Source organism: Fusicatenibacter saccharivorans (genome assembly GCF_027667425.1).
GTDB classification, from domain to species: Bacteria; Bacillota; Clostridia; order Lachnospirales; family Lachnospiraceae; genus Fusicatenibacter; species Fusicatenibacter saccharivorans.
The window spans coordinates 21618-38795 of record NZ_JAQEGR010000001.1; the positions used below are offsets into that span (position 1 = coordinate 21618).

16 protein-coding genes are annotated in these 17178 nt (G+C 49.2%); 15 read left to right on the forward strand and 1 reads right to left on the reverse strand.

Annotated features, from left to right (window positions below):
• Positions 1-4: 4 nt before the first annotated feature.
• Together PGS38_RS00145 and PGS38_RS00150 are read left to right on the forward strand one after the other, a co-directional pair.
• Positions 5-1039 carry an alcohol dehydrogenase gene (locus tag PGS38_RS00145; RefSeq protein ID WP_055228476.1) on the forward strand — a complete coding sequence of 345 codons (1035 nt, stop codon included), beginning with the start codon at positions 5-7 and terminating at the stop codon, positions 1037-1039.
• A 173-nt stretch (positions 1040-1212) separates the two neighbouring features.
• A complete protein-coding gene (locus PGS38_RS00150) occupies positions 1213-1374 on the forward strand; it encodes a hypothetical protein (protein WP_158565074.1) in 162 nt (53 codons plus the stop codon).
• Between the two features lie 49 nt (positions 1375-1423).
• On the opposite strand, the gene PGS38_RS00155 is transcribed toward PGS38_RS00150, so the two are convergent.
• The gene (locus tag PGS38_RS00155; RefSeq protein ID WP_118639951.1) at positions 1424-2266 is read right to left on the reverse strand and encodes a 4Fe-4S binding protein; all 843 of its coding nucleotides are present in this window, start codon (positions 2264-2266) and stop codon (positions 1424-1426) included.
• 617 nt (positions 2267-2883) lie between these two features.
• Here PGS38_RS00155 and PGS38_RS00160 point away from each other — a divergent pair.
• From PGS38_RS00160 to PGS38_RS00220, 13 genes are all read left to right on the forward strand, one after another.
• A complete protein-coding gene (locus tag PGS38_RS00160) occupies positions 2884-4185 on the forward strand; it encodes an MFS transporter (RefSeq protein ID WP_118639927.1) in 1302 nt (433 codons plus the stop codon).
• 134 nt (positions 4186-4319) lie between these two features.
• Complete coding sequence (locus tag PGS38_RS00165) at positions 4320-4688, forward strand: hypothetical protein (protein ID WP_243104815.1); 369 nt, start codon at positions 4320-4322, stop codon at positions 4686-4688.
• A gap of 270 nt (positions 4689-4958) precedes the next feature.
• A complete protein-coding gene (locus PGS38_RS00170; protein ID WP_022462490.1) occupies positions 4959-5174 on the forward strand; it encodes a hypothetical protein in 216 nt (71 codons plus the stop codon).
• A 416-nt stretch (positions 5175-5590) separates the two neighbouring features.
• On the forward strand, positions 5591-6586 hold the full coding sequence (locus PGS38_RS00175) for an asparaginase (RefSeq protein WP_117509129.1): 996 nt from the start codon (positions 5591-5593) through the stop codon (positions 6584-6586).
• Between the two features lie 333 nt (positions 6587-6919).
• The gene (locus tag PGS38_RS00180) at positions 6920-7192 is read left to right on the forward strand and encodes a 2,5-dihydroxypyridine 5,6-dioxygenase NicX family protein (RefSeq protein ID WP_191892600.1); all 273 of its coding nucleotides are present in this window, start codon (positions 6920-6922) and stop codon (positions 7190-7192) included.
• 48 nt (positions 7193-7240) lie between these two features.
• Positions 7241-7885, forward strand: coding sequence for a pyroglutamyl-peptidase I (gene pcp / locus PGS38_RS00185; RefSeq protein ID WP_117509128.1), 645 nt, complete (start codon positions 7241-7243; stop codon positions 7883-7885).
• Between the two features lie 139 nt (positions 7886-8024).
• Positions 8025-8507 (forward strand): LeuD/DmdB family oxidoreductase small subunit, encoded by a 483-nt coding sequence (locus tag PGS38_RS00190; RefSeq protein WP_055218301.1) that lies wholly within the window; start codon positions 8025-8027, stop codon positions 8505-8507.
• Between the two features lie 5 nt (positions 8508-8512).
• Positions 8513-9763: a 3-isopropylmalate dehydratase large subunit gene (locus tag PGS38_RS00195; protein ID WP_117509127.1), complete on the forward strand. Its 1251-nt coding sequence runs from the start codon at positions 8513-8515 to the stop codon at positions 9761-9763.
• Positions 9764-9808: 45 nt separating this feature from the next.
• Positions 9809-10300 carry a LeuD/DmdB family oxidoreductase small subunit gene (locus PGS38_RS00200; RefSeq protein WP_022462500.1) on the forward strand — a complete coding sequence of 164 codons (492 nt, stop codon included), beginning with the start codon at positions 9809-9811 and terminating at the stop codon, positions 10298-10300.
• Positions 10301-10318: 18 nt separating this feature from the next.
• The gene (locus tag PGS38_RS00205) at positions 10319-11566 is read left to right on the forward strand and encodes a 3-isopropylmalate dehydratase large subunit (RefSeq protein ID WP_117509126.1); all 1248 of its coding nucleotides are present in this window, start codon (positions 10319-10321) and stop codon (positions 11564-11566) included.
• A 34-nt stretch (positions 11567-11600) separates the two neighbouring features.
• Complete coding sequence (locus PGS38_RS00210) at positions 11601-13127, forward strand: Na+/H+ antiporter NhaC family protein (RefSeq protein WP_117509125.1); 1527 nt, start codon at positions 11601-11603, stop codon at positions 13125-13127.
• Between the two features lie 330 nt (positions 13128-13457).
• The gene (locus PGS38_RS00215) at positions 13458-15230 is read left to right on the forward strand and encodes an ABC transporter ATP-binding protein (protein WP_158554957.1); all 1773 of its coding nucleotides are present in this window, start codon (positions 13458-13460) and stop codon (positions 15228-15230) included.
• A gap of 2 nt (positions 15231-15232) precedes the next feature.
• Positions 15233-17131, forward strand: a complete 1899-nt coding sequence (locus PGS38_RS00220; protein ID WP_117509123.1) for an ABC transporter ATP-binding protein — start codon at positions 15233-15235, stop codon at positions 17129-17131.
• Positions 17132-17178: the final 47 nt, after the last annotated feature.

Consider the following 17178-nt stretch of genomic DNA (forward strand, 5'->3'; position numbering starts at 1 on the left):
AAATATGCAGGCGTATACCTACGTTTCAAAAGGAAAATTCGAATTAAGAGAGAAGCCAAAACCGACCCTGATGCAGGAGCGGGATGCTATTGTCAAAGTGACACTCGCCAGCATTTGCTCCAGCGATCTGCATATCAAGCATGGCAGCGTTCCGCGGGCAGTACCCGGGATCACGGTTGGCCATGAGATGGTGGGGATTGTGGAAGAGGTTGGAAAGGCAGTTACCAAGGTAAAACCGGGAGACCGGGTGACAGTAAACGTGGAGACCTTCTGCGGTGAATGCTTTTTCTGCAAGAAAGGGTATGTGAATAACTGTACAGATGAAAATGGCGGTTGGGCGCTGGGCTGCCGGATTGATGGCGGCCAGGCGGAATATGTGCGTGTGCCCTTTGCAGATCAGGGACTGAATAAGATTCCGGATGGCGTTACGGATCGACAGGCATTGCTGGTGGGCGATGTTCTGGCTACCGGTTACTGGGCAGCGCGTATTTCAGAGATCTCAGAGCAGGATACGGTGCTGATCATCGGAGCCGGCCCCACCGGTATCTGTACCCTGCTTTCGGTAATGCTGAAAAAACCAAGACGGATTATTGTGTGTGAAAAGGATAAAAATCGTCTGCAGTTTATCCGACAGCATTATCCGGAGATTTTGTTGGTTTCTCCGGAGAAGTGTGAAGCGTTTGTACGGGCAAACAGCGATCATGGGGGAGCTGACGTTGTGCTGGAGGTTGCGGGGGCGGAAGCTACCTTCCGTCTGGCCTGGGAATGCGCGAGACCCAATGGTCTGGTGACGGTGGTTGCTCTTTATGATCAGGCACAGATCCTGCCGCTTCCGGATATGTATGGAAAAAATCTTACCTTTAAAACCGGAGGGGTGGATGGCTGTGACTGTGAAGAAACATTACGGTTGATTGCAGAGGGAAAACTGAACACAGAGCCGCTTATCACCCATACCTATCCATTAGAAAGGATAGAGGAAGCCTATGAACTCTTTGAAGGTAAGCGGGACGGTGTAATTAAGGTAGCAGTAGAATGCTAAAAGAAGATATAGATAATTCCAATCATTAATGTACTATATATGGTATGATAATGATTGGAATTTTGTTATAACAGGGGGGATTTCCAACCATTAGTATATACGATCCATGAAAAATCAGGTAAAATTATGTATAGGTAATTAAGGGATCGGTTTTATGAATCCGCTGGGTCCGGATGTGGCGACAATCCGTACTTCTGGCTGTATCGTCTTTTCGCATGGAGGCAATGGCTGCCGGAGGATTTGCCGGAGAATATGAACGATGGATGGATATGGCAGATCTGCCGACCGAAGAGGAAGAGAAGGAATTAATTGCCACGCTGTTTTCTCTGAGCTGAATGATCTGACGGCCGAAGCGAGGAATAAATTTACGGAAGAGAAAAACGGTTAATGCAGTGCTTTTGAGGGACAAACTTTCGTGCATTCATAGCAGAGAATACACTCTGTTCCGTTTTTCCGCTTGCGGGTTTCCTTATTAACCTCCACGTTCATGGGGCAGACCTGCAGACACTTCCTGCAATGGACACACTTATCCTCATCACAGTGGACGCGCAGAAGAGAGAAATAGCTCATAGGTTTGAGAAAAACCGTAATGGGACACAGGTACTTGCAGAATGCCCGGTTATCTTGAAACAGGAAGGCGAACACAATACCGACAAGGTAATAAAGCGCATTTCCGGCCAGGAAAAGCCAGAACATGATTTGCTCCAGATGTGCCACCTGCATCAGAAACAGCCCAGACACCAACGCCAGAGACAGAAGAAACATCACATAGCGAAGGAAGCCCAGCTTTTCTTTTCGTGGCTTCTGCGGCTGATTGTAGGGCAGAAAGTCCAGCACCATAGCTGTCCAGCAGGCGTAACCGCACCAGCCACGCCCAAAAAGCAACGGTCCGAAAATTTTTGCAACCGCGTAGTGGATAGTTGCTGCTTCGAAAACGCCGAGAAACAGGTAGTACCAGAACCCTTCGATCTGCATATTTTCACGGGAAATCACGCCAAGGTACAGCAACATATAGCTGCCCACCGCCAACTGGACGAAATGCCGGGCATACCGTTTCCCGGCGGTAAACAGTGCCGTTCCAAGCCCAAGGCAGGCTCCGATGTAGCTGAAATTCAGCAGATAGAAAAAATTGTCCTTTGTGAGCCACAGCGTAACTGCCACTGCTTCAAACAGCAGAAACAGCAGCATAGATGGCACGTATTTGTGAAGTCTGTGATAGATTCTCATGTTCTCTTTGATCCTCTGCTTTCTTGCTTTTTTCAATACACTGACTGCCGGGCCGGTGCAACGCCCGACATCTTATTATAAGTATAGCAGAGAAATGAAAAAATAGTAATCAGATTCTTATAAAACATCTGCAAAAAAAGTGAAACGATTACAGGCGCAGACGGTTATGACCGCCTGCGCCTGTAATCGTTTGGAGTCATGCCAGACTGTTTTTAAAAGCTGTCTGGAAATGGCCTGGACTGGAAAAGTTTGATGTATTCCTATGCATAGGGTATAATGTCTTTAGGAAAAAAGATATGATTACGAAAACAAAATATTCCGCAAACATGATAGAGAAAGCAGGTATGCTATGAAAAGAAAAATTATGATTGCTGCAGTGGCAGCTGCTGTGATTTTTGCGGTGATTGCGATTCTTTCCGTTTTGGCGCAGACACCGGCATTAATCTGAGAAATCGAAATGATCTGCTGTGAAATTTCCGGCGGATCATGGAAGGATGGGAAAACTGGCGTTTCGCAAATGATTTTGCCTGTTTTCATACAAAAAATACTTTGAATATCAAGAAATCTATGCTACACTGATACTGCACGACAAAATAAAAGAAAGTGGGGATTGGAGTATGAGTGGTCTGTTTCGTGCTCTTCATCGGACAAAAGTGTTTCGAAATCTGACGGAGCAGGAGTTTGCATGGGTTTTATATGATGTGGGAAATTCGGCATTTATTATGCTTGCCTGTTCGCTGATTCCGATCTGGTTTAAGAGTCTGGCAATCGGTACAGGGCCGGGAAAAATCAGTTCGGATCAGGCGACGGCGTATTATTCGATTGCCATTTCCATTGTTACGGTGGTGGTGGCACTGATCGGTCCTGTCTGCGGTGTGCTGGCAGATCATAAGGATAAGAAAAAGATCTTTTTTACCACAACGGCAGGTCTTGGCATCACAGGATGTGTGCTGAATGGCGTTGCAACGAGCTGGGTGCTGTTTCTGGTCATTTACATTGTGACAAGAGTCTGCTATAATGCATCGCTGACGATTTACGATTCCATGCTGAATGACGTGACGACGGAGGAACGTATGGATGAGGTATCCTCCTATGGCTATGCGTGGGGATACCTGGGATCCTGCATTCCGTTTCTTGTAGCACTGATTGCTTATGTGTTGGGGCCGGATATGGTCGGGGTGTTGCCGGATTTTGTCTCTAAGATGATTGGCTTTTGCGTAACGGCTCTCTGGTGGCTGGTGGTGACGCTGCCGTTGCTGAAGGAGTATCGGCAGAAGAATTACGTGGAAATGAGAACGGTTACCGTCGGTCAGACATTTGGAAAAATATTCAGAACTCTGAAAAAAATCGCAGTTTCGGACCGGAAAGTATTTTTCTTTCTGATTGGATTCTTTCTCTATATTGATGGGGTCGGAACTATCATTGACAACTGCATCAACATCGGAACCGATCTGAACCTGAATACGGTCGGACAGGTTGTTTTTCTGCTTGCCACGCAGGTTGTCGCTTTTGGAGGATCTCTGTTTTTTGCAAAACTGTCGCGGAAAAAAGATACGGTATCCCTGATTCTGATCTGCATCGCAGGCTATTTTGTCATCTGCCTCTATGCGCTGACACTGCGGACGCTGGTGCACTTTGCGATTCTGGCATTTGGAGTGGGATGCTTTCAGGGATCAATTCAGTCGTTGTCGCGGTCGTATTATTCCAAAATTATTCCGGCGGAGAATTCGGGAGAATATTTTGGCATCTACGATATTTTTGCCAAGGGCGCTTCCTTCCTTGGATCTGTAGTCATTGCAGTTGTAAAGCTGGCGGGAGGAACGATCAACGTAGCGGTTGCATGTCTGGCGGTTTTCTTTGCACTTGGATTTGTTTTTCTGAAAATTGCAGACCATCAGCCGATGGCGGGTGAAAAATAAAAGATACACAGCATAAAAAAATCTCAAAACCAGGAGAACAAGAGCAACTGGTTTTGAGATTTTTTACTTTTGACTCCGGGGTTTCACAAAGAGAGGTTACGTGTTACGATAATCAGTGAGTCGGGCTGCCGGGAATGTGGCTGCCTGAAAAAAGCACAGACAGGCCAGATCCGGAAAGCCGGAAGAGTCGATCACAAGGATGCGTTTCTGGACAACGAGGAGCTGCACATTGGTACCAGACCCCATTACACTTCTATCTGCAGACCCCGATTGCACAGATTCATGATTACAGCATGGCGCAGTTTGAGCATTGGACGAAAGAAACATTCTCTGCCAATTTTCGCAAAATGCTGACGCTGGAACAATACCGCGATCCAAAACTTGCGCAGCTTCATCATGATTATCTGGCGGGCGGACCATTGAAATATATGGCGGTGATTTTTCGTAAGCTGGCGGATTCTGATGAAACGGCCATGCAGCTGGCGTTGGAGTTTTATCTGTGACAAGAACCCGGAAGCTTTTGAAAAATTTGAAGCCGCATTCCCCAAAAAGGAAAAGCTGAAACTGCTGGGGCAGCTGTTCTGATTCGAGCGATAAAGTTTGGCAGCAGAACGATGCTGAGGGGTAAGCAGGTGTGTGATAAAAGGAGAACAGGACAATGGGGGAATCCCGTGTCCTGTTTTTTTGCCCCTGAAAAGTGGAAATTTCCTATCCCCTCTGCATACAATACAGGTAGAGTATCTTTTCAAACCCGTTCAGAAAGGATGATCATTATGACGAAAGGCATTGTAAAAATAAAGAAAAACCGTGCATTTGTAGAGCAGCAGAACGGCGAGGTGGAAGTGGCTTCCGGGCAGTATGTGTATCTGAAAGTGGAAAATTGCTGGATTCCGGTGGTGGTGCGGTATTCGGCGCGGAGGAAGAAGTGGTATTTTAAGTATCTCGAGGAAATCCCGGTCTGCGGGCAGAAGGTGTTGCTGAAGGCGTAGCCGGTAAAGGGCGTTTCACGTATGTTTAACATGTGTTTAATCTTTCTGAGTCAGAAATTCATTATGCAGCTCCTGGATTCTGCGCTGTTCGGCAGCTTCCTGTTTTTCACGCTCCGATCAATACGAAGATCCCGCAAGCAGAGCGCAGATCAGCGTCAGACCGAAAACAAGAAGAAAAGAATAAAGATATGGATGACCGGGATGATTTTCATGATTCATAGGAAGCCTGGCTTTCTGAATGTAAAATTCGTAGATAAGGATTTTCTGTGTCTAAAATTCAGTATAGCAAACGGAATTTTTCGCGTCAATGGAAAGGATTGGTTTCTCGATTTCCAAATTCATCATTTACGCCGTCCCCAAAGTCTGCTAAGATAAAGAAAACTTGTTACCAAACGAGAAAACAGGAGTGATTTACATTGAAAAAGATTTTATTTATCGCAACCGGCGGCACAATCGCTTCGAAGAAGACGGAAAATGGTCTGACTCCGCAGATTACGCCGGAGGAGTTATTGTCTTATATTCCGGAGGTGGAAGGCCTCTGTGAGATTACGGCGGTGAATCCGTTTAATCTGGACAGCTCGAATGTGGTTCCGGAGAACTGGAGCACGCTGGTGAAAGTGGCGAAGGAGCATTACGAGGATTACGACGGTTTCGTCATCGCGCACGGAACTGATACGATGGCGTACACCGCGGCGGCGCTTTCCTATATGATTCAGAATTCGGAAAAGCCGATCGTCATCACCGGAGCACAGCGGCCGATCAATTTGGATATCACGGATGCAAAGACAAACCTGTCCGATAGCTTTTATTACGCCTGTGATGATGCATCCCAGGGTGTACAGATTGTGTTCGACGGAAAAGTCATCGCGGGAACGCGCGCGAAGAAGGTGCGGACGAAGAGCTACAATGCCTTTTCCAGCATCGATTTCCCGTACCTTGCGGTAATACAGGACCGCAGGATTCTGCGGTATCTGCCGATGCTGCCGTATGAAAAGCCGGTTCGTTTTTATGAAAACTTAAGCGATAACGTTTTTCTCTTGAAACTGATCCCGGGAATCAGCCCGGTATTGCTTCCGGCGATTTTTGAGCACTACGATGCGATCATTGTGGAGAGCTTCGGTGTCGGCGGTATTCCGGCGAGCATCAAGGAGCCGTTTTACGAGCTCTGCCAGAAGTACCCGGAAAAACTCATCATCATGTGTACCCAGGTTTCTCACGAGGGAAGCGATATGACCGTCTATGAAGTCGGCCATGAGATGAAAACCCTGTGCAACATTCTCGAGTCATACGATATGACCCCGGAGGCAGTCGCAACTAAAACCATGTGGCTTCTCGGCAACCGTCCGGATGATCATGAGAGCCGGGAAAAAGCATTCTATAAACCGATCAACTACGATACGGTCTGGAAATAAGAAAAAGAAAGACGGCAAAAAGGCTGTCACGGTCCGCAGGAAAGAAATGTTTCTGCTGGCTGTGAACGCCTCTTTTTCTTTTTGAGGAAAAAGAAATTTTCTGCAAAATTTTCAGACAGTACGGACGCAAAATTGATTTTTATTGGAAGAATTGTGCAAATTTCATAGAAAAATCAGAAACAGGTTGATATCTTTTGAACATTTTAGTAGAATTGAATTCATGATGCAGTGCGGAAAACGGCGGATTTTGGATGACGAATCCAACCGCTGGTTACAGTTACAACATATGTCGATATCGAGGAGACACCGACCGGCATCCGCTTAAAGAAGTATATGGAGAAATATTTCGATCCACGGATTTATATCGCAGGAGAGCTTGGCATCGGACTGAATTCGTGCTCGAACTGCCTCGGCAACTGCTACATTGAGGATGAATCCGCGTATGGAACTTTCCACGTAGGGCTTGGACGCAATATCGCGCTCGGCGGCGTGCAGAATGCGAAAGGCCACTTCGACCTGGTCTGCCGGGAACCCGATATTTTTACCGATAACCGTCAGATTATGGACCGGGGAAAGATTATTGCACCCGAGCCTGTGTTATACTAAAGGACAGAACCAGGAGACAAAAATTAAGAGACAAAAGGAGAAAAGACGATGAAAGTTTTATTAACAGGATTTGACCCATTTGGAGGAGAGAGCGTGAACCCGGCATTCGAGGCCATCAAACTTCTGCCGGATACCATCGCCGGAGCAGAGATCGTAAAAGTTGAGATCCCGACCGAGTTTACCAGAAGTATTTCCTGCGTGGAAGCAGCCATCAAAGAGCACAATCCGGACGTTGTCATCGATGTCGGACAGGCAGGCGGACGCGCATGCGTAACCGTAGAGAAAGTCGGCATCAACCTTGCAGACGCAAGAATCCCGGACAACGCCGGAGAGCAGCCGTCCGATGAACCGCTGCAGGCAGACGGCCCGACCGCATACTTTGCAACGATTCCGGTCAAAGCAATGGTTCAGAACGTCCGCGAACACGGCCTTCCGTGCCACGTATCCTTCACCGCAGGCACCTACGTATGCAACTGCGTCATGTACAATGTGCTTCACCTGTGCGCAACGAAATATCCGAACATCCGCGCAGGCTTCATCCACGTACCGTTCGCATGCGAGCAGGTAGTCGGAAAAGCAAGCACCATGGCAAGCATGCCGCTGGAAACGATTGCAAAATCTCTGGAATACTGCATCGAGGCAGTCGTAACCAACAAAGAAGAAGTAGAAGAAGCAATGGGAACTACCCACTAAAACAGACTTTCAGACCGTCGTACCGGAATTTTGGTGCGGCGGTCTGCTTTTTTTGCTATTTTCTCTTTTGCAAACTATATCTTTTGTGATACAATAAGATTCGTCAGAATTTTTATGCGAAAGGAACGAAAGAAAGAAAATGGAACAGGGTAAAATTTTTAAATTTCATAATGACCTTGATACAGACCAGATCATCGCATCCCAGTATCTGCTTCTGCCGAATCTGGATGAGATGAAAGGTCATGCGTTTGAATCGTTAGATCCGGACTTTGCAAAAAAAGTAAAACCGGGAGATTTTGTCGTAGGAGGAGAAAACTTTGGCTGTGGTTCCTCAAGAGAGCAGGCACCGGGCGTTTTAAAGGCACTTGGTGTACAGGCTGTTATCGCAAAATCCTTTGCCAGAATCTTTTTCCGCAACGCCATCAACATCGGTCTGCCGGCGATTGTCTGTAAAGACCTGCCGGATGCCGTAGAAGACGGGGACACCATGGTCCTCCATATGTCCGAGGGAACCGCAGAGGTGAACGGCAAAACGTACACCTGCACCAAACTGCCGGAATATATGCAGAACATACTGAATCAGGGAGGCTTGATTGCCTCTTTGAACCGCGAGGAGGAGTAAGAACCATGGGAATGACAATTGCAGAGAAAATTATCGCCGCTGCAGCCGGCGTTCCGGAAGTAAAACCGGGAGATATCCACACCGTAACACTGGATCGTCTGATGAGCAACGACGGAACAACTCATCTGACGGTTGATATGTACCGCAACAAATTAAACCACCCGCACATTGCGGATCCGAAAAAGCTCGTTTTCATCGTCGACCACAACGTGCCGTCCGACAGCCCGAAAACAGCAGCATCCCAGAAAAAGATGCGTGATTTTGCAAGAGAGAACAACATTGACTTCTGGGAAGGAAAAGGCGTATGCCATCAGGTGATGATCGAGAACTATGTCCGCCCGGGCGAGCTGATCTTCGGCGCTGACAGCCATACCTGCTCTTACGGAGCACTCGGCGCATTCGGCACCGGTGTCGGCTGTACCGATTTCCTGTACGGCATGGTAACGGGAACTTCCTGGGTACTCGTACCGGAAAGCGTAAAATTCAATCTTGTAGGAAAACTGCCGGAGGGCGTTTATGCGAGAGACCTGATCCTCACCATCATCGGCGAGGTCGGCGCAAACGGATGCAACTACCAGGTGATGGAGTTTACCGGTGAGGGTGCAAAAACGCTGAGCATCAGTGACCGTATGGCACTTTGTAATATGGCAGTCGAAGCCGGCGCCAAGACCGGTATCTTTGAGGCAGATGAGAAAGCCATGGAATACCTGAAAGAGCACGGAAGAGAGCCAAAAGAAGTCTTCCACAGCGACCCGGATGCAAAATACGTCCGAGAGTATACCTTTGACCTCTCCAAAGTCCGCCCGGTTGTTGCAAAGCCAGACTTTGTGGACCGCGTTGTTCCGGCAGAGGAAACGTGCGGAACGCCAATCAATGAGGCATTCCTTGGTTCCTGCAACAACGGAAGAATCGAAGACCTCCGTGTCGGCGCAGAGATCATCCGCGGAAAGAAGGTCGCAGAGGGTGTCCGTTTCCTCGTTGTTCCGGCAAGCCAGACGATCTACCGTCAGGCATTAAAAGAAGGCATCATCGACACCTTCATGGAGGCCGGAGCCATCGTCATGAACCCGAACTGCAGCGTCTGCTGGGGAAGCTGCCAGGGTGTCATCGGCGAGAACGAAGTGCTGATCAGCACCGGAACCCGTAACTTCAAGGGCCGTGCCGGTCATCCAAGCTCCAAAGTATACCTGGGATCCGCTGCTACGGTAACCGCATCCGCGATTGCCGGAAAGATTGCGACGGCAGATCAGATCTGACCATTTTCTTTGAGGGATACATAATATTTTTGGGAGAATAAACATATGGAAGCATTTACAGGAAAAGTATGGGTGCTTGGAGACGATATTGATACCGATATCATTATCCCGACCGAGTATCTTGCTTTAAAGACAATTGACGATATGAAACAGTACGGCTTTTCCCCGCTCCGCCCGGAACTGGCCGGACAGATCGAAAAGGGCGACATCATCGTGGCAGGAAAGAACTTCGGCTGCGGCTCCTCGAGAGAGCAGGCACCGGAGATCATCAAGGCGCTCGGCATTTCCTGCGTTATCGCGAAATCCTTTGCTCGGATCTTTTTCCGCAACTCCATCAATAACGGCCTTCTTCTGATCGAGCAGCCGGATCTGCACGATGATATCAAAGAGGGCGACACCATCACCGTCAAGATGAATGAGCATGTTGATTACAACGGAAAAACATACCCGATCGCAGCTCTGCCGGAGAACCTGATGGATATCATTCAGGCAGGCGGCCTGGTAAAGGCAATGCGCAAGCGCAACGGATTGGATTAAGAGCGGGAGGAAGAAACGATGGGCAATACAGTAATTGAAAAAATCATCCGCCACAACACCGGAAAAGACGTAAAACCGGGCGACATTGTGACGGTCAACGTGGACAGAGTCATGATTCATGATATCTTCATCCCGTTTGTCGGCGATAAATTCGAGGAGATGGGCTTTACCAAACTGTGGGACCCGGATAAAGTCGTTCTGATCTACGACCACCTCGTTCCGACAAGCCAGGTGGACGATACGAGACATTTCCACAAAGGCGATGAATTTGCAAAGAAATATGGCATGAAAAACGTACACAGAAGCGACGGAATCTGCCATCAGTTAATGACAGAGGCAGGTTACGTAAAACCGGGCGACGTTGTTTTCGGAACCGACAGCCACACGACGACATACGGCTGTGTCGGTGCATTCTCTTCCGGAATCGGCTACACAGAGATGGCGAGCATCCTTGGAACGGGTACGATGTGGATCAAAGTGCCGGAGACGATCAAAGTTGTCATCGAAGGCGAGCTGCCGAAAAATGTGATGTCAAAAGACATTATCCTGCGTCTGATCGGTGACCTCGGTGCAGACGGCGCAACGTACCGCGCACTGGAGTTCTCAGGAAGCACCGTAGAAAATATGACCGTGGCAAGCCGTATGACGATTGCCAACATGGCGATCGAGGCAGGTGCCAAATGTGCACTTTTTACCCCGGATGAGAAGACCGCAGAATACTGCGAGATCGAACTCAATGACTATCAGAAGAGCTTAAAAGGCGATGAGGATGCAAAATATCTGTGCACCATCACCTACCGCGCCGAGGATTTTGTGCCGGTTATGGCATGCCCGTCCCAGGTAGACAAGATCCGTGATACCAGCGTTCTCGAGGGAACCCCGATCGATCAGGTCTTCATCGGTTCCTGTACGAACGGCCGTCTCGAGGATCTGCAGGCGGCAGCCGAGGTTTTAAAAGGCAAAAAAGTAGCCGACTACGTAAAACTGATCGTAACACCGGCAAGCCGCAAGATTTATCTGCAGGCAAGCAAAATGGGCATTCTCGATACACTGGCAGAGGCAGGCGCCATGATTACACATCCGGGATGCGGCCTGTGCTGCGGAAGAGCGGGCGGAATCCTCTCTGACGGCGAGCGTGTTGTAGCAACGAACAACCGAAACTTTCTTGGAAGAATGGGTACTTCTAAAGTTGAAATTTATCTGGCATCTCCAAAGACAGCGGCAGCATGTGCAGTAGCTGGAAAAATTGTGACGCCGGAAGTGTAAACGAACTTAACAGCAGAAAGGGAAAACAGACGACATGAATGGTTCAATGTTTATCGGAACCTGGTGGGCACTCGTCCCGCCGCTGCTTGCAATTCTGCTTGCATTTGTCACAAAAGAAGTTTACAGTTCCCTGTTCATCGGATCGGCAGTCGGTGTCCTTTTGTACACCGGCTTCCATCCGTGGGATGCGTTCACAAGCTTCTTTGAAATTTTACGGAACAGCATGAACATCAACATTCTGATCTTCGATATCCTGCTTGGCATGGTTGTCGTGCTGATGGCGAAATCCGGCGGCTCGGCGGCGTATGGAAAATGGGCGGGGACGAAGATCAAAACGAAGCGGAGTGCGCTTCTGGCAACGATGGGGCTTGGTGTTCTGATTTTTGTGGATGACTATTTCAACTGTCTGACAGTCGGCTCTGTCATGCGCCCGGTCACGGACAGCCACAAGGTTTCCCGCGCGAAACTCGCATACATCATCGACTCCACCGCAGCGCCGATCTGTATTATCGCGCCGATCTCAAGCTGGGCGGCAGCCGTCAACTCGTATGTGCCGGCGGATGCGGGAATCAGTGGATTCCAGCTGTTTCTGCGGACAATTCCGTATAACCTGTATGCGATCCTTACAATTGCGATGGTCTTTTACATCTGCTACACCGGCTTTGATTTTGGTCAGATGAAGCTCCACGAGGATAATGCCGCCAAAGGTGATCTTTTCACGACCGGAGGCGAGGAGTTTGAGCAGGTTTCCGAGCAGGAGGTCAATCCGAACGGAAAAGTCATCGACCTCGTGCTCCCAGTTGCCGTGCTGATTGTATCAGCGATTGGAGCGATGGTTTACACTGGCTTCCTCGGCGGCGCGGACAATGTGATTTCCGCGTTCGCAGGATGTGATGCAGAGACGAGTCTGATTTTTGCCTCCGTCGTGACGATCCTGTTTATGATGGCGCTGTATCTGCCGCGGAAGGTCATCACCTTCAAGAGCTTTATGGACAGCCTGTCCGAGGGCTTCAAGCTGATGGTTCCGGCGGTTACGATTCTCGTCTTTGCGTGGACCTTAAAAGGCGTCGGTGATGCGATGGGCCTGGCCCAGTTTGTCGGAAGCGTCGTGGGAGACCATGCATCCGCAAGTATTTTTATCCCGGTGGTGCTGTTCGCCGTGGCGGTGTTCCTTTCCTTTTCGACGGGAACCTCCTGGGGAACGTTCGCGATTCTTGTGCCGATTGCAACGGGCATGTTCGCCGCCGGAACAAATCTGGAGATGATGATTATCTCGGTATCCGCCGTCCTGGCAGGGGCGGTCTGCGGTGACCATATTTCGCCGATCTCGGATACGACGGTTATGTCAAGTGCGGGTGCGCAGAGCAACCATCTGAACCACGTATCGACGCAGATGCAGTATGCGGCCGTTACGGCGTGTGTCTGCCTGGTGGGATATCTGATTGCAGCCGTGACCAGAACGTGGTGGATCACACTTGGCGTCAGCCTTTTTCTTCTTTTGGCTGTTTTAACCGGAATGCGCAGATTTTGCGCAAAAAAAGCGGAAAACGGCAAAAAATAAAAAAGAAAACAGAAAAACGCGTGAAATGCTTGACGGGAGAGAAAAAGAACCGTATACTAAAAAATAGAACAAACATTCACAGGACAACGGTGTCCTGCAAAGAAGAAGCGGAACGCTTTTGGAGCAGGAATGTGAATTGGAACAGAAGGAATTGGATTTTTCAAAGTCCAGTTCCTTCTGTTTATCTCTGTTAAAATTGCATCGGAGCTGTGAAATGCAGGAGAAGAAAGGAGGCATTCCGGGGCGAAAACGCTTTGGAAAAGGGAAGGACTGTTATGGTCAGAAAGATCATAGCAGACAATGGCAAAAACAAAAAGAGGGAGAAAATATATGATATTTGGAAAGTACATTAACAAATACTACCTGAAGAATGCGCCCATTCTGATTCTCGGTCTTGCAGCGCTGATTCTCGTAGATTATTTCCAGCTTTTCATACCGGAGCTGTACCGCATGGTCATCAACGGCATGAACGGCGACCCTGTTCTGGTCAACGGCCAGGCGGCGGTGTTTGATATGGAATTTCTGCTGGATCAGGTCTGCCGGCCCATGATTATTACCATTATCGTCATGGTAGTCGGCCGTTTCCTGTGGCGAGTCTGCTTTTTCGGCTCCGCGATCCGCGTGGTGACCGATCTTCGTACCTGCATGTTCGCGCACAGCAAGGAGCTGTCCCAGGAGTATTATCAGGTCAACAAAGTCGGAAACCTGATGAGTCTTTACACGAACGATCTCGATACCGTGCAGGAGTGCTTCGGCGACGGTATTCTGATGTTCTGCGATGCGCTGTTTTTAGGCCTGCTTGCCGTGATCAAAATGTGGCGCATGAACCACTTCCTGACCGGCCTTTCCATGATCCCGATGGCATTTCTGATGGCCGCCGGCACAACGCTCGGCAAATACCTGATGAAAAAGTGGGAAGAGCGCCAGGCGGCCTTTTCCGAGCTGTCCGATTTCGCGCAGGAAAACTATTCCGGTCTTGCTGTCATCAAAGCATTCGTCAAAGAGACGAAAGAGCTGATGATGTTCCGCAGACTGAACCGCGAGAACGAGGACATCAACGTAGAATATACCAAAATTTCCACACTGCTGAACATTATGGTAACGCTGTTCGTCGAGTCCGTCATCTGCGTAATCTTAGGCTACGGCGGCTATCTCGTTTACTGCGGAAGCTTCGACGCCGGCCAGCTTGTCGAGTATATCGGCTATTTCTCGGCCGTTGTATGGCCGATCATGGCGGTCTCCATGCTGATTGAGAAGACATCCCGTGGAAAAGCGTCCTTAAATCGTATTACGGAACTGCTTGACGCAAAAGTCGATGTGAAGGACCGCGGCGGTGTGCAGGATCTGCCGTTCATCCATGGAAAAATCGAGTTCCGCAATCTGACCTTCCGCTATCCGGACGGGGAGTACGATGTGCTGAAAAACGTATCGTTTACCATTGAGCCGGGCGAGAGTGTCGGCATCGTCGGAAAGACCGGTTCCGGAAAAACGACCATCGTCGATCTGCTGCTCCGCACCTACAACGTGCCGGACGGAATGCTGTTTATTGATGACCACGATGTCAACACCGTTTCCATTCACTCCGTGCGTGAGGGCTGTGCCTACGTGCCGCAGGACAACTTCCTGTTCTCCGACACGATTTCCGGCAATATTTCCTTCGCCTTTGATGACGAAAACCAGGAGGCCATTGAGGATGCGGCGATGATGTCCGATGTCCATGACAATATCGCAGAGTTCAAAGAGGGCTACCGCACCGTTCTTGGCGAGCGCGGTGTGACGGTTTCCGGCGGACAGAAGCAGCGAATCTCGATTGCGCGTGCGCTGATGAAACACGCACCGATTCTGATTCTCGACGATTCCGTCTCTGCGGTCGATACCAAAACAGAGCGCACGATTCTCGACAATCTCAAAAAACGTGAGGGACTGACGACAATTCTGATCGCACACCGGATTTCAACGGTGGAGCAGATGGACAAGATCGTGTTCGTCGAGGACGGAGAAGTCCATGCAGTCGGAAAACACGAGGATCTGTACCGGACCTGCACGGCGTACCGCAAGATGGTCGATCTGCAGAAACTTGAAGAGGAAGCGGGGGAGGAGTAGAAATGCACAATTATTATCCGATTCTCTGGGTCGGCGCGATCATCGGCGTGATTTCCACCCTGCTGATTGTGGCCGCGTTTGTAGTGAAAGATGGAGAAAAAGAAACCGGCTTTGAGCGGAACATGAAAGACAGTGAAATCATGCAGCGTCTGATGGATTACGCAAAGCCGTTTTACCGCCAGTTTATCGTTGTTGGTTTTCTGATGCTGTTTTCGATCGCGTACGATATCATTTCGCCGCTGATCGTCGGCAAAATTGAGGAGCTCGTCGTTGGAAAATTCGCGCTGAATGCCCTGTTTCTGTGGGTAGCGGGCTATGCGGCAATCCTTCTTGTCTCGATGGCGTGCACGTATTTCCAGGCCGTGATTCTGCAGAAGACGGGTCAGAAAATTATTTCCAATATGAGGGAGGATCTGTTCGTCCACATCGAGCGCCTTTCCCACGAGCAGTTAAATGAGATTCCGGTCGGAAAGCTTGTCACGAGAACGACAAACGATACGAACGCGATTTCGCTGATGTTCACCAACCTTCTGGTCAATCTTCTGAAGAACTTCTTCGTGATCATCGGTATTCTGATTGCGATGCTGTTTCTGAACTATGAGCTGACGCTGATGGTGCTCTGCTTCGTGCCGTTTATCATGCTGTTCTCGATTATTTTCCGCAAATTCTCGCGAAGAGCACACCGGAAAGTAAAAGACTGTACTACGGACATCAACACGTATCTGTCGGAGAACCTTTCCGGTATGAAAATCACACAGATCTTCAATCGCGAGGATGCCAAGATGCGCGAGTTTACCGACAAGAGCAACGCACTCGGCCGCGCACAGCAGGAGCAGATTTTCGTGTTTGGTATTTTCCGTCCGCTCGTCTACATGCTGTATATCAGCTCCGTGCTCTGCCTTTTGTATTTAGGCGGCAAGGGCTATCTGGAGGGAACGTCGTTCCTCGGCCAGACGCTTACCAGCGGTATGATCGTCAGCTTTTACATGTATATTTCAAAATTCTTCAACCCGATCCAGAACCTGGCGGAGCAGTTCAACTGGCTGCAGTCCGCATTTGCATCCGCCGAGAAAGTATTCTCGATTCTGGATCTCGAGCCAAAAATGCAGGATGCGCCGGATGCGATCGAGCTTACCGACATCAGGGGCGAAATTGAGTTCCGCGACGTATGGTTTTCCTATATCCCGGGCGAGTGGGTGTTAAAAGGCGTTTCATTCCACGTCAACCCGAAAGAGACAATCGCATTTGTGGGTTCCACCGGTTCCGGAAAATCGACGATTCTTTCCCTGATCTGCCGGAACTACGAGTTCCAGAAGGGTGAGATTCTGATCGACGGCATCGACATCCGAAAGATCAAGATCGATTCCCTGCGGAAAAAATTCGGCCAGATGCTGCAGGATGTCTTCCTGTTCTCGGGAACGATCCGTAGCAACATTATTCTCCGCGAGGAGGGGATTTCCGATGAAGAGATCATGGACGTCTGCCATTACGTGAATGCTGACCAGTTTATCAACAAGCTGGATTACGGCCTCGACGAGCCGGTGCGGGAGAGAGGAAACAACTTCTCCGCCGGACAGCGCCAGCTTCTCTCGTTTGCGCGTACCATCATCCATAAGCCTTCGGTCATGATCCTTGACGAGGCGACGGCGAACATCGACACCGAAACCGAGCTTCTGATCCAGGATTCCATGGAAAAGATGAAGAACATCGGAACGATGCTGATCGTAGCGCACCGTCTTTCGACGATCCAGCATGCGGATGAGATTATCGTACTGTCCCACGGAAAAATCGTGGAGCATGGAACGCATCAGGAGCTTTTAACAGCGCAGGGAAGATATTACCAGCTCTACACGCTGCAGTACCACCGCGAGCAGAGTGAGAAACAGAGAGGAAGAAAGTAAGAAAATTTTAGAACAATAAAGACAATTTACAAAAAGGGAGAAATTTT

Excerpts from the sequence above, each read along its gene's own strand:
- PGS38_RS00145 (WP_055228476.1), top strand. The coding sequence starts at position 5 with ATGCAGGCGTATACCTACGTTTCAAAAGGAAAATTCGAATTAAGAGAG.
- PGS38_RS00150 (WP_158565074.1), top strand. The coding sequence starts at position 1,213 with ATGTGGCGACAATCCGTACTTCTGGCTGTATCGTCTTTTCGCATGGAG.
- PGS38_RS00155 (WP_118639951.1), bottom strand. The coding sequence starts at position 2,266 with ATGAGAATCTATCACAGACTTCACAAATACGTGCCATCTATGCTGCTG.
- PGS38_RS00160 (WP_118639927.1), top strand. The coding sequence starts at position 2,884 with ATGAGTGGTCTGTTTCGTGCTCTTCATCGGACAAAAGTGTTTCGAAAT.
- PGS38_RS00165 (WP_243104815.1), top strand. The coding sequence starts at position 4,320 with ATGTGGCTGCCTGAAAAAAGCACAGACAGGCCAGATCCGGAAAGCCGG.
- PGS38_RS00170 (WP_022462490.1), top strand. The coding sequence starts at position 4,959 with ATGACGAAAGGCATTGTAAAAATAAAGAAAAACCGTGCATTTGTAGAG.
- PGS38_RS00180 (WP_191892600.1), top strand. The coding sequence starts at position 6,920 with ATGGAGAAATATTTCGATCCACGGATTTATATCGCAGGAGAGCTTGGC.
- pcp (WP_117509128.1), top strand. The coding sequence starts at position 7,241 with ATGAAAGTTTTATTAACAGGATTTGACCCATTTGGAGGAGAGAGCGTG.
- PGS38_RS00190 (WP_055218301.1), top strand. The coding sequence starts at position 8,025 with ATGGAACAGGGTAAAATTTTTAAATTTCATAATGACCTTGATACAGAC.
- PGS38_RS00195 (WP_117509127.1), top strand. The coding sequence starts at position 8,513 with ATGGGAATGACAATTGCAGAGAAAATTATCGCCGCTGCAGCCGGCGTT.
- PGS38_RS00200 (WP_022462500.1), top strand. The coding sequence starts at position 9,809 with ATGGAAGCATTTACAGGAAAAGTATGGGTGCTTGGAGACGATATTGAT.
- PGS38_RS00205 (WP_117509126.1), top strand. The coding sequence starts at position 10,319 with ATGGGCAATACAGTAATTGAAAAAATCATCCGCCACAACACCGGAAAA.
- PGS38_RS00210 (WP_117509125.1), top strand. The coding sequence starts at position 11,601 with ATGAATGGTTCAATGTTTATCGGAACCTGGTGGGCACTCGTCCCGCCG.
- PGS38_RS00215 (WP_158554957.1), top strand. The coding sequence starts at position 13,458 with ATGATATTTGGAAAGTACATTAACAAATACTACCTGAAGAATGCGCCC.
- PGS38_RS00220 (WP_117509123.1), top strand. The coding sequence starts at position 15,233 with ATGCACAATTATTATCCGATTCTCTGGGTCGGCGCGATCATCGGCGTG.